This window comes from Halostagnicola kamekurae, from assembly GCF_900116205.1.
Taxonomy (GTDB): domain Archaea; phylum Halobacteriota; class Halobacteria; order Halobacteriales; family Natrialbaceae; genus Halostagnicola; species Halostagnicola kamekurae.
In genome coordinates this window covers 78,969-90,572 of sequence record NZ_FOZS01000004.1, presented here as the reverse complement: position 1 = coordinate 90,572, position 11,604 = coordinate 78,969, and the positions used below count along the sequence as shown (strand labels likewise).

Below are 11,604 nucleotides of genomic sequence, written 5' to 3'. Positions count from 1 at the left end.
AGACCAGCTACGACCAGTCCGGTTACTAGTACGACGCGATAACTCATAGACGACAGAATTAACACCGAAGGAGCCACTCCGGCGATACATGGACGATCCGCACGGGAAGAACCCAACGAACGCCCGAGATCCATCGCTCGGCTTCGTCATCCCGGCATACGACCCCGACGTGGATATCTTGACGACGTATATCGAAGATATTCGCGATACGCTCTCCCCCTCGACCGTACGCGTCGAGATCGACGCCCCCACCGAATCGACGGTCGGTCGGCTCGAGTCCGTCGCCGACGAGGTCAACGCCGCGGACGCGCGACGCGGGAAAGGCAAAGCGATCGCGGACGGCTTCGATGCCCTCTCGACCGACGTTCTCGCGTTCGCCGATGCCGACGGCTCCGTCCCCGCTCGCTCGATGGAGACCGTCGTCGAGCGCATTCAAAACGGGACCGCGGCGGTGAGTATCGGTTCCCGCCGCCACCCGGACTCGCGGATCGTCAGCCACCAGACGACCGGTCGTCGGATTCTGGGGGACGCCTTCGCGTTCGTGGCCAGAAAGCTACTCACGACGACCTGTTATGACTACCAGTGCGGAGCGAAAGCGGTCCGGGCCGACGCGTGGCGGGAGATCCGCGAGCGCTGTCAGAAGGAGGGATTCGCGTGGGATCTCGAGTTCGTTTCGGTCGCCGGCTCGCTCGGGTACGACATCGCCGAGGTCCCCGTCGAGTGGAACGACCGCCCCGACTCGACTGTCCATCCGTTCTGGACGACCGTCGAGCTCGCGGTCGCGGTCTGTTCGATCCGGTATCGGTCACAGGTCGACGGGAGAGACGCCACAGCCACGAACAGACAGCCGACCACCGCCTCGACGGTGTACTACCCGGAGAACGATGAGCGCTGACTCGACGATCGATTCGCTGATCTATCTCGACAGGTTCAAGAGGTTCGTCTCGGTCGGCATCGTCGGAGCGGGCATCGAGACGGTCGTCTTTACGGTACTCACGACCGTCGTCGGGTTCGGTTGGATCGCAGCGAAAGGCGTCGGCGCGGAGCTTTCAATCTCGACGATGTTTCTCCTCAACGACCGGTGGACCTTCACGACTAGCGGGACGTTCTCACAGGGGGCATTTCTCCGGCGGTGGGGGAAATCGCACCTCGTTCGGGCGGTCGGACTCACCGTCGGGTTCGTCGTACTCATCCTGTTAGTGCGAATCCCGGATTTTTCGTTGCCAGTGGCCGGCATCGACGCCTGGCCGACCGTCGCGAACGCCATCGGCATCGGCGTCGGGATGGTCTTCAACTACGTCGCCGAGAGTCTGTACACCTGGCAAGTGGCCTGACTCGCCGTCTCTCTCGACGGGCCGCTCTGCCAGCGTGAATTCGTTGGATCTCGTGTCGACCTCCCCGTATCCGATCCTGCGACATGTTCTCATCGGCTCCGAATAATAACCTTTGTATCGACATACTGTGAAGCATGGATAGAGAATGCGAGCACACGCTGGGCAGATCCCGAAGAGCAAATCCGAACTCTACGAACGGATCGACACGCACTGGTTTTGGGTGCTTCTCGTCGGGTCGGGGCTCGTGGTGGCGGTGGCGACGCTCGTCCAGTTCGCTCGGTCGCCGTTTTACGTCCACAAGGATTCCGCGCTGTTTCAGCACGCGGGCTGGTCGATTCTCAACGGCGCCGACCTCTACGTCGATATCTGGGACTTAAAGCCGCCGCTTATCTACTTCGTGACGACGCTGTTGGCTGCGCTCTCCTTCGGAAACATGGCAGTGTTGCACGTCCTTAGCGTGATCGTCGCCGCTGGAGCGGTCACCGCTGGTGTGACGCTGCTGGGCGTGCTCACCCACCGGCTGACAGGTGATGGCTTCGCGAGCGTCGTCGCGGGAGCGACGATGTTCGTGCTCGCTTCGATCTACTCGTTCCCCTACGCCGGGATCAGACCGAAGTATTTCGCCTTCCTCTGTGCCGTCGGCGCGTTGCTTCTGGCCGTCGACGAGCGGCCGTTCCTCGCGGGTGCAGTCGGAGCGATGAGCGCCGGGTTCTGGCAACTCGGCGCTCCGGTCGCCTTGCTGGCTGTCGGGATCGGCCTCCAGCGAGGAGGGCGCGAGGGACTGCTACGAACGATCGGCGGAGGCGTTACCGTGACGATACTCACCGTCGCCCCGTTCGTAGTCCAGGGGCATACGATACCGCTGTTCGTCGAGGTCGTCCTCGCACCGGTATACGGTGTCGAGGGGTACACCGCGGTCGGTCGGCTGCTCCGGTTCGTCCTCGAGATCGGTTACGGCGTGTTGATCGTCCCGGTAGCAGTGTACGGCTGGACCCTCGCAGTCGCGGACGATTACCGCGAGTACTGGTGGGTGGCAGCCGGCGGCGGACTCTATCTCTTCCAACTGTTTCTCGAGTTTCAGGGGGCGATCGAACTCGTCCTCGTGTTCGTCTTCCTGTCGCTCGGTGTCGGGTTGGTCGTCGCCGACAGATCGGCGCCCTCACAGCGTTCGCTGCTCGCGGGTTTCATCATCCTCTTGGTCGTGACCAGCGGCGCCTGGCACATGGCCCCCGGGGTCTCGAACGCCCCCGAACCGCCGCTTCAAGACGCGGTCGAAGCGGAGTACGAGCAGTGGGACGTCCCCGCGTACGACTCGCTGCCGGACGATCCGGAGGGGTGGCCGTCGATGGACACGATCTACTGGGAGAAACTCCAGCCCGAACAGTGTCACTACCGGCTCGGACACAAACAGAAGTACTTCGAGCAACAGACCGGCGGCACGTTAGAGAAATCGACCTGCGGACAGTGGCCGTTCGAACAACCGCCGGTTCAGTGGTTCGGTGACGCTCTCACGCCCTGATCGGCACTCCCATCCGGGCCGGGGTCGCGGTCACTCCATATAGCCGAGGTCCTTGAGCCGGTCCTCGACCGCGACGGTGTTGTCCCGTCGCCCCGTTTCGCCCGGCGAGATCGGCTCGCGGCTCGACGTGGTGGGCTCGCCGGAGACGATGTCGAGTCGGTCGCCCTCCATGTCAGTCGGCACGGCACAGTCGTGGGCGGTCAACAGGGTCGGCGCGATGTCGAGGATGCTGATCTGATCGATCCGTCCGTCGGCCTCGAAATCCGGACCGCTGGCGACGAAAAGTCCGTTGAGCGTATTCTCCGCTGCCCAGCGATCGGGGCCGGCAGTGATCCGTCCGCCCCCGACGCCGTCGTTGACGTGAACGCCGACGCGCTGGTCGAGGACGACCTCCGGAGCCTCGTCGACGAAGGGGCCGCTGTAGACTTCCTCGCCCTTGTAGACGTTCTCGAACAGTGGCCCGTGTTCGTCCTCGAGCCCCCTGAGATCGGCGATCAGTTCCTCGCGTACGGTCTCGGTGTCGAAGGCGGGGTTGAGATAGATCGGTCCCTGCGCGCTCGCGACCGCCTTCGTGGCCGCTAGATCGATCGCCTCGAGCTTCCGGTCGCGTTTCAGTCCCGCTCGCTGTGGGACCATCTGTTGGATGCGCTCCGGTACGGCCGCCGCCAGAAGATCGACGGCTCCGAGTCGTTTCGCGACCGAGAGGACGTTTTCCCGGTCCAGCCCGACGCGCTGAAAGACGTTGTCGACGCTCGTCTCACGCTGCTGATAGCCGTTCTCGGCCAGCCACTCGTTGATGTAGAACTCGGTGGTGGTCGCACTGCAGCCGTGATCGGACATCAAGACGAGATTCAGGTCCTCGCGGTCGTCTAGCCGACCGATCCACTCGTCGATGCGCTCCCACGCGCGTCGCGTCGGTCCGTCGTTCCAGAAGAAATGCTGCAACACGTTCAGATAAAAGAGCGTCACGTGGACGAACTCGAGGTCGCGTTCGTCGAGCAGTGTCAACGCGACCTCGAACCGAAGGTCGAGGAGGTCGAGGATCTCGTCGACTTCGTCGCCGCGTTCCTCGTTGGACGACAGGAGCGGTTCGGGGTGGACGCGGTAGTCGAACCGGTCCTCGAGTTCCGCGACCAGCCCGTCGGGGGTCGCGTAGCCGCCGTCGATCGAACGGTACTCGCCCGCGACGGCGTCGGGACCGCCGCAGACGACGGGACCGTCGATCTCGCGGGGCGGATACATCGTCGGCATGTTGACGACGCCGGCGCGTTGCCCTTCGTCGTTGAGATAATCCCACAGTTCGGCGGTCTCGAAATCGCTCCCGTTGGTGACCTCGATCTCTCCGGCTTCCAGATCGACCCGTTCGAACCAGTAGACACCGAATCCGCCCGGGTTCTTCCCCGAGGAGTAACACTTCCAGTTGGGGAACGTTACCGGAGGAAGACAGCTCTCCGTTTCGGCCCACGAACTCGACTCTCGGAGGGCGGCCAGATTCGGGAGCGCCCCCTCGGCCAGCCAGGGTTCCAAAAGATCCCAGCTCGCACCGTCCAGACCCACGACCATGGTCTTGGTCATCGGTCTGTGGAAACAGACCAACGAACTAGTACGTTTCGCTTTCGTCACCACGCTGAACGCTTCGGCCGAAGAGATCGACTGGTAATGTTACGCAATCACATTTTCTCAGCCCATAGAGATCATCAAGAATAAGGAATAAGTACACCCCCCTCCGATCCCTATTCGATGCGAGTAGTCGCCGTTATCCCCGCATATAACGAATCCGATACTATCGCGGAGGTGGTAACCGAAACGTCCGATTACGTCGACGACGTGGTGGTCGTCGATGACGGGTCGACCGACGGCACGGCGGCAATCGCCCGTGAACACGGGGCGACGGTCATCGAACACGTCTTCAACACCGGCGTCGGCGGCGCGGTCCGGACGGGGTATCAGTTCGCCATTCGGCGTGACTACGATTTCGTGTTGCAGATCGATGGTGACGGGCAACACGATCCCGAGTACATCCCGACGCTGCTCGAACGGGCCGAAGATCACGATATGGTCATTGCCAGTCGCTACCTCAACGAGAGTTTTCAGGAGTACTCGTTCGTCCGCAAACTGGGCATCACGTTTTTCACGAAAATCGTTAACGTTCTCGGCGGCGTCGACATTACAGACGTCACGAGTGGGTTCAGAGTGTATCGCGTCTCGGCCCTCCGGGAAATTCTGCACCGCTCAGACAAGCACTGGGCGGTCGAACAGACCCTAGAAGCCGCGAAAAACGGCCAGCGTATCACGGAGGTTTCCATCGAGATGCCGACCAGAGAAGCGGGCGAATCGCAGTTTACGCTCGATACCTTCCTCCTGTATCCGTTCCGAATGACCGACGTGATCCTCCGCGTACTCGTCTTCCGATAACCATGGTTGAGTATACGTTCGTCAACGTGATCGCCGTTCTCGTGGGGCTCGTCTTCCTCGCGAACGGCCTGTATATAGTTCGTGAAGGGAGAGAGGCTATCTTTCTGTTTCTCATGTCGCTGGTCGTCGGTACCGGACTCATCGTCGTCGGGCTCTACCCAGATCTCTTCCAGTTTATCGCGACGCTTCTCGGACTCGAACTGAAAGCGCGCGCGATCCTCGTTATCTCGAACCTGACACTTTTCGTGGTCGTGACCTATCTCCTGAATCGGATCGGGAGACTCTACGACAAGCTCTCGCGGCTGAACGAACAGGTCAGCTACCTCCGGACCGAACTCGAGGAGATGGATGACTGACCGCGCCGTCTTCTCGATCGACTTTGAGTTGTTCGAGCACACGCCGGCGTACCGCAACGCGGCGGGAACCGCCGCCGAGGAGGCGATCGGGCTCGACGGCGGCGACTTTCTCAGAGCGGCACTGTCGGATAGGAACGCGACGGCGACCTGCTTCGTGGTCGCGGAGGTAGCAAAGCACTATCCCGAAGCGGTGACGGCGCTGGCCGACGCGGGACACGAAATCGCCTCGCACACGCAGACGCACAGGCTGCTGACGGACCTCGGGCGCGAGGAACGCCGGGTGGAACTGGCCGACTCCCGCACCGTTCTCGAATCGGTCACCGGCGAGACGGTCTCCGGGTTTCGGGCCCCGGCGTTCGACATCGCCGACGATCACTTCCGGTCGCTCGCGGACGCGGGCTACGCGTACGACTCGAGCGTGGTGTCGAGCCGTCGGATTCCCGGGTGGTACGGCGGTGAACACGATATCCATCGCCCGTCGCCCGCGACGGCCGTCGATCCGGACGCGCCGGCGGCGATCAGCGAACTTCCGGCCAGCGTCTGTCCGGGCATCCGACTCCCGCTGACCGGTACCTGGCTTCGGTTTTTCGGTCCTCGATACACGGTTATGGGGATGAAACTGCTCGCCAGGCGTGACATTACGCCCGTCCTCTACGTCCACCCCTGGGAACTGGTCGATCTCCCGGCCGTCGACGGGGTCCCAAAGCGGGTGTACTTTCGGACCGGGTCGTGGATGCGGCGCGCGGTCGAGTACATCCTCGACCAACCGTTCGAGTTCACGACCGCGCGGAACGTGATCGAAGCGGACACGGTCGACGGTGATCGGCCGTGAACCGTCCGTCACCCCGGGCCGTCCTCGTCACTGCAGTCCAGTACGGCATCGGACTGGCGGCGCTCGCCTGGCTGCTCACGCAGGTCCGGTTCGGACGGCTGCTCACACTGCTCGAGCGTCTCGACGGGATCACCGTCGGTCTCATCGTCTTGGTGAGCGTGCTCGGTTTCTGCGGTCGGTTTTACACCTGGCACGTCGTCTTGAACCGCCTGCAGCCGGTTTCCTTTTGGGACGCGGCCAGGACTGACCTGATCGTCAATTTCGTCAACCAGCTCCTTCCGTCGCGTCTCTCGGGACGGGTCGCGGCCCCGTTCGTCCTCCGGAGCGAGACCGGACTCTCGTATTCCGACGCCGTCGCGGCTTCCGGCGTCCACACGGGGATCTACGCCGTACTCTACGGGCTCGTCGCGACCATCGGGATCGCCGTCGCCGCGACCGCGCTGTCGACTGAGATCCTGCTGCTGATCGCGCTGTCGACCGGCCTGTATCTCGCCGCCGGCGCGGTCGTACTGCTCGGCGGGACGAACCTGACGCTTCTCGATTACCTGATCGCCACCCTCGAACGACCGCTGGGGCGACTCCCCCGGGTCGGCGACGCGATCGTCGCGAAGATCGGCGACGCCGTCGACTTCACTGCGGCGTCGACGGCGGCCTTCCGGGCGCTTTCCGGTTCGCCCGTCGTCTGGCTGGGCTACGCAGCCGGCTGGACGATCGCACTCGCGCTCGCACCGGCCGCTCGAGTCTGGCTCCTGCTCGAGGCGTTCGGCGTTTCCTTCCAGCCGGCAGTGCTGTTACCTCTCGTTCTCGTGATGGCTTACAGCGTCACGTTGCTGCCGCTTACTCCCGGCGGTATCGGCGTCACCGAAGCGACGGCGACGGTCGTCTTCGTCGCGCTGGGCGTTCCCAACGCCGTTATCGTCCCCGTCGTGTTCGTCGACCGCTTTCTCGGCGTCTATCTCCCGGCACTGGGTGGCTGGTACCCCTCGATCCACCTCGACCTCTCGGAACTGTCGACCGACACCGATGCGGGTGAATAGACTCGTACTTCCGGCTCTGTAACAATCGGAAGGACTTCCAGATCACACCGCGGGACCACGACCCGCGACGGCAGGCTACCGGAGATCACAATGCTTATCGATACGTTCCTATCACCTAGATCTGATGACGTGGTGGCAGGGCGTCGGAGCCGCAGTGAAATCCCAGTTCCTCTCGGATCTCCGGAACGATCGGTACCTCCGATACATCCTGCTCGCGGCGCTCGTACTCGCCGGCTTTTATTTCTGGCACCGGATTCCGAACTTCGCCACGTGGGACGAACACAACCGCCTCCTCGATCCGCTGGTCGCCTACAGTTCGGTCCTCTCGAACCCGTCGCCGGCTGGCCTCCACGAGGGCGTCTCGTGGGGACGGGCCCCGTTCGGGGCGACGTTTTACGTCTACGCCATCGCGGTGTTGCCGGTCGTGCTTGCGGCGGTGCTGACCGGCAACGTCGAAGCAATCACCGGGATCGGCTTCCCCGCCGACACGTACGCTCACTACCCGGTCTGGGCGTCGACGCCGGAGTGGGTCTGGACCTGGAGTCTCGTCTTCGTCCGGCTGACGAACGTGGTTTTCGCCGTCGTCACGGTCTATTTGGTCTACCGACTCGGGACCGAGCTCCGGAACCGATGGACCGGACGGCTCGCCGCGGCGCTTTTGACCGTCACGTTCGGATTTCTCAAACTCGCGAAAGAAGGGGGCGAGGACATCCCTGCGACGATGTGTCTCGTTCTCGCTGTCCTGTGTTTACTCCGATACGTCCGAACCGGTCGGCGCCGCCAGTTCTACCTCGCGAGCGTCGCCGGCGGTGCGGCGATCGCGTTCAAACTCACGATTGCCCCGCTGGTTTTGCTGTTCGGCCTCGCTTTCCTGTTGTCGGCCCGAACCGACGACGGGTCCTGGCGGGAGGTCCTCTCCCAACCGAGATTCCTGCTGAAAGGTGCCGGGATCGGTGCCGTGACGATTTTCCTTGGATTCCCGACCGCACTCGTCGGCCACGTCGATCTCGTCGCGTTGCGAATCGGCGGTGGCGCGGGCCGAACGAGTACCGCCGTCGGTCCGACGGCACCGTTGTGGTGGTGGTATCTGCGCACCTACGTCAGCGCGTTCGGCTGGCCGCTGCTCGTCGCGGCCACCGGAGGCGTTCTCGCAACGCTCGCGGCCCTGTGGCGACTAGCACCGGAGACGATCCGGACGCCTGCACCGGAGTTCGACGAGCGGATCCTGCTGATAGCCGGACTCGGGTGTTTCTGGCTACTGTTTTCGACGTGGCACGACTTCCGCGTCCATCACTTGCTACCGACGATACCGTTTCTCGTGGTGTTGCTCGCCGACTCGCTGTGGCGGCTCCGCGACCGTCGACGGACGGTCGGACGCGTCCTCGTCGCCGTATTGTTGGTCAGTTCGACGCTCTACGCTGCCGTCGGCGTCGGCATGTACTCTTCGATGCCGCGGGACGAAGCGACCGAGTGGCTGTCGGATAACGCCGACGACAACGCCACGATGGAGACGTACTACCACGGCTTTCTGGAAAACGCCATCCCGCACGACATGCAGATCAATCCGATCTGGCGCGGCATGGACGATCCCACCGTCGAAGCCTGTCCGACCTATATACAGGTAGGGTATAAGGAACTCCTGTATCTGCAGAATATCCCGGACGATCAGCGGGGGTACGACATCGATTCGCGCGTCGACGAACGAGCACGGTACATCCGCGCGCTGCTCGACGGCGAGTACAACTACGAGATCGTCGCCGAGTTCGGTGACCGGCCCCCGAATTTCGTCCCGAGCAGAGCCGAACCCGGTTCAGTCCGCGATCTCGTTGCGCTGGGTATCAACCCACACAGCGACCAGTACGGTGACGAACAGGAACTCAGGGCGAACCAGTACGTCGCGATATTGAAACACGAGGGCACGTGTATCGAGGATCGCAATCCGCCGTGGTAGCTTCGTGGCTGCATCCGTTCTCGGACCGCAAACTGTCCCTCATCCGATGCTCTCAGCCAACGCAACTATTTACTGCATCGTGAAACACGGCATTCGGGGCGTACCGACGCGACGAGTACAACTCCCATCAGAGATAGCGACCTCGGCCAGTCGCAGCCGGTAGAACGGGTGACGGCCGAGGGGCCATTCACCGGCTCACTGGGCGTCTCGTCGTAACAGCTCGCGTACTGATTCGTCGACTCCGTGGGTCGGCTCCCATCCGAGTATCTCGTTAGCTTTCGACGTATCGACCGCGAAGTCCTCGACCATCGTTTCACCATTCCGTGGGTTTTCGACGAGTGTGACATCGGTCGATGCGCCGAGTTCCTCGCTTGCGAGTTCCTGTACCGTCTCAGCAACTGCCATCACCGACGGATCCTCGGTGCCCGCGATCTCGTACGTCTCCGTACCCGTTTCGTCGGCGGCCAATTGCTCGAGGAGCCGTTCTGTGCTCCGGACGTACGCTCTGGCGACGTCTTTGACGTGGATGAAGTTTCGCGATTGGGTCCCCGGTTCGTACACCGTCAGCGACTCGCCGGCCGTCGCTCGGTCGACGAAGAAGTTGATCACGGTCGACTTCGAGACGACCGTATCGCCGACGACGTGGTCGCCATACAGATTCGACTTCAGAAACAGGTGGGCCGGGAACGAGCCGTCGGTGAGCGACTCGATCGCCCGCTCGCCGAGGAGTTTCGTTCGTCCGTACCAGTTGACCGGATCTCGAGGGAGGTCCGCGGTGATCGGGAACGTCTCTGGATCCCCCAGAACGGTCATGCTGAACGGAAACGCGAGCGCAGCACCGGTCTTTCGGCAAAACCAGGCGACGTTGTTCGTTCCAGTGACGTTGACCTCGTAGGCCAGATCCGGATGCTCCTGGCAATCGTCGACGCCGCTTAATGCGGCCAGATGGAGGACCACGTCTGCGCCGTCGAGGAACGTCTCGAGCCGACGGCGGTTCCTGATATCGATGTGTGCGATGTCGACATCACCGACTGACTCGACTTGTCCGCGATACTGATTGTCGAGTGCACGGACGGTCCACTCGGGGTGGACCGACTGAAATCGCTGGATGACGCGACTGCCGATGAATCCGGCTGCACCGGTCACCGCAATCGTTGGTGATTCCGACGCGTCGACGTCTTTTCTGCCAGAACGGGATCCAAGCGTCATGCCTCGATCAGCCTCGTGTTACGCCGTTGCATTCGATTTGCTAGATCTCGGACACCATCACGAAGCGTCAACTCCGTGGTGAACCCCGTTTCCTCGAGCCGGTCGAAGTTCACGTGATAGGACGGGCCGGGGTGTTCGTCCTCGAGGTACGTGATGTCTAACTCTCGGTCGAGTTCGTCTCGGACGATCTCGGCGATTTCGGAGATGCGATGATTACCGTCGTTAGAACCGACGTTATAAACGGCCTTCGGCCAAGACGCGGGGTTCAACGCGGCGTGGGCGTACGCCCGCGCCGCGTCGTTGACGTGGATGAACGGACGCCAGTTGTTTCCGTCGCCGTAGACGGTTAGCGGTCGATCGGTGAGCCCGCGAAACACGAAGTGGTTCACCACGAGATTGAATCGGATCCCCGGCGACCATCCGTAGTTCGTACTCATCCGGAGTGCGGTTCCGTCGAATCCGTATTCGTCCATCGCCTCCGCGAGGAGGTGTTCGGCCTCGACTTTCGTCTCGGCGTACGGATTGAGCGGGTCCTGATCGGTTTCCTCGTCGATGTCCGTACTGGCCGCTCGGCCGTAGTTGTTACAAGACGAGGCGAACACGACGTGTTCGACATCGAACTTTCCGGCGGCAGTGAGTACGTTTTTCGTCCCGTCGAGGTTGACCGCGAACGTCTCCTCGCGACGGTCGTGCGTGGAGGCCGCGCCGGTGATCGCCGCCAGATGGATAACGACATCGGCCTCGCGCATCGCACGTTCGACGTCACCGTACTCTCTGACGTCGCCGCGTCGAAACTGCAACGTCTCGCCGATACAGCCGCTGAGATTCGCCGGCGTTCCCGACGCGAGCGAGTCGAGGACGGCGACAGCACTAACTCGGTCATCGTCGAGCAGCATCGGGACGAGCGCGCTTCCGATGTACCCGCACCCACCAGTTACGAGAACGCGCATC

Annotated in this window: 11 protein-coding genes; 8 read left to right on the top strand and 3 right to left on the bottom strand. The window is 62.5% G+C overall.

Going from position 1 to position 11,604, the window contains the following annotated elements:
• The first annotated feature begins 88 nt into the window (after positions 1-88).
• The 3 genes from BM348_RS16665 to BM348_RS16655 all read left to right on the top strand — a co-directional run bounded on the left by BM348_RS16665 (position 89) and on the right by BM348_RS16655 (position 2,853).
• A complete protein-coding gene (locus BM348_RS16665) occupies positions 89-895 on the top strand; it encodes a glycosyltransferase (protein WP_092906611.1) in 807 nt (268 codons plus the stop codon).
• Positions 885-1,334, top strand: coding sequence for a GtrA family protein (locus tag BM348_RS16660; protein WP_092906609.1), 450 nt, complete (start codon positions 885-887; stop codon positions 1,332-1,334). Before BM348_RS16665 ends, BM348_RS16660 begins: the two co-directional genes overlap by 11 nt.
• A 145-nt stretch (positions 1,335-1,479) precedes the next feature.
• Positions 1,480-2,853: a DolP-mannose mannosyltransferase gene (locus BM348_RS16655; RefSeq protein WP_092906607.1), complete on the top strand. Its 1,374-nt coding sequence runs from the start codon at positions 1,480-1,482 to the stop codon at positions 2,851-2,853.
• Between the two features lie 30 nt (positions 2,854-2,883).
• Here the strand turns inward: BM348_RS16655 and BM348_RS16650 are convergent, their stop codons facing one another.
• Complete coding sequence (locus BM348_RS16650) at positions 2,884-4,428, bottom strand: alkaline phosphatase family protein (protein ID WP_092906605.1); 1,545 nt, start codon at positions 4,426-4,428, stop codon at positions 2,884-2,886.
• A gap of 165 nt (positions 4,429-4,593) precedes the next feature.
• On the opposite strand from BM348_RS16650, the gene BM348_RS16645 reads away from it, so the two are divergent.
• The 5 genes from BM348_RS16645 (at position 4,594) to BM348_RS16625 (ending at position 9,444) form a co-directional block, all read left to right on the top strand.
• Positions 4,594-5,268: a glycosyltransferase family 2 protein gene (locus tag BM348_RS16645; protein WP_092906603.1), complete on the top strand. Its 675-nt coding sequence runs from the start codon at positions 4,594-4,596 to the stop codon at positions 5,266-5,268.
• A 2-nt stretch (positions 5,269-5,270) separates the two neighbouring features.
• A complete protein-coding gene (locus BM348_RS16640; RefSeq protein ID WP_092906601.1) occupies positions 5,271-5,624 on the top strand; it encodes a DUF2304 domain-containing protein in 354 nt (117 codons plus the stop codon).
• Positions 5,617-6,456 carry a polysaccharide deacetylase family protein gene (locus BM348_RS16635; RefSeq protein ID WP_092906599.1) on the top strand — a complete coding sequence of 280 codons (840 nt, stop codon included), beginning with the start codon at positions 5,617-5,619 and terminating at the stop codon, positions 6,454-6,456. Before BM348_RS16640 ends, BM348_RS16635 begins: the two co-directional genes overlap by 8 nt.
• Entirely contained in the window at positions 6,453-7,493 is a 1,041-nt protein-coding gene (locus BM348_RS16630) for a lysylphosphatidylglycerol synthase transmembrane domain-containing protein (RefSeq protein ID WP_092906597.1), read from the top strand. Before BM348_RS16635 ends, BM348_RS16630 begins: the two co-directional genes overlap by 4 nt.
• A gap of 124 nt (positions 7,494-7,617) precedes the next feature.
• Positions 7,618-9,444, top strand: coding sequence for an ArnT family glycosyltransferase (locus BM348_RS16625; RefSeq protein ID WP_092906595.1), 1,827 nt, complete (start codon positions 7,618-7,620; stop codon positions 9,442-9,444).
• Positions 9,445-9,639: 195 nt separating this feature from the next.
• Here the strand turns inward: BM348_RS16625 and BM348_RS16620 are convergent, their stop codons facing one another.
• Positions 9,640-10,653: an NAD-dependent epimerase/dehydratase family protein gene (locus BM348_RS16620; protein WP_092906593.1), complete on the bottom strand. Its 1,014-nt coding sequence runs from the start codon at positions 10,651-10,653 to the stop codon at positions 9,640-9,642.
• Positions 10,650-11,603 carry an NAD-dependent epimerase/dehydratase family protein gene (locus tag BM348_RS16615; RefSeq protein ID WP_092906591.1) on the bottom strand — a complete coding sequence of 318 codons (954 nt, stop codon included), beginning with the start codon at positions 11,601-11,603 and terminating at the stop codon, positions 10,650-10,652. The genes BM348_RS16620 and BM348_RS16615 overlap by 4 nt, the downstream gene beginning before the upstream one ends.
• Position 11,604 lies beyond the last annotated feature (1 nt).

Excerpts from the sequence above, each read along its gene's own strand:
- BM348_RS16665 (WP_092906611.1), top strand. The coding sequence starts at position 89 with ATGGACGATCCGCACGGGAAGAACCCAACGAACGCCCGAGATCCATCG.
- BM348_RS16660 (WP_092906609.1), top strand. The coding sequence starts at position 885 with ATGAGCGCTGACTCGACGATCGATTCGCTGATCTATCTCGACAGGTTC.
- BM348_RS16655 (WP_092906607.1), top strand. The coding sequence starts at position 1,480 with ATGCGAGCACACGCTGGGCAGATCCCGAAGAGCAAATCCGAACTCTAC.
- BM348_RS16650 (WP_092906605.1), bottom strand. The coding sequence starts at position 4,428 with ATGACCAAGACCATGGTCGTGGGTCTGGACGGTGCGAGCTGGGATCTT.
- BM348_RS16645 (WP_092906603.1), top strand. The coding sequence starts at position 4,594 with ATGCGAGTAGTCGCCGTTATCCCCGCATATAACGAATCCGATACTATC.
- BM348_RS16640 (WP_092906601.1), top strand. The coding sequence starts at position 5,271 with ATGGTTGAGTATACGTTCGTCAACGTGATCGCCGTTCTCGTGGGGCTC.
- BM348_RS16635 (WP_092906599.1), top strand. The coding sequence starts at position 5,617 with ATGACTGACCGCGCCGTCTTCTCGATCGACTTTGAGTTGTTCGAGCAC.
- BM348_RS16625 (WP_092906595.1), top strand. The coding sequence starts at position 7,618 with ATGACGTGGTGGCAGGGCGTCGGAGCCGCAGTGAAATCCCAGTTCCTC.
- BM348_RS16620 (WP_092906593.1), bottom strand. The coding sequence starts at position 10,653 with ATGACGCTTGGATCCCGTTCTGGCAGAAAAGACGTCGACGCGTCGGAA.
- BM348_RS16615 (WP_092906591.1), bottom strand. The coding sequence starts at position 11,603 with ATGCGCGTTCTCGTAACTGGTGGGTGCGGGTACATCGGAAGCGCGCTC.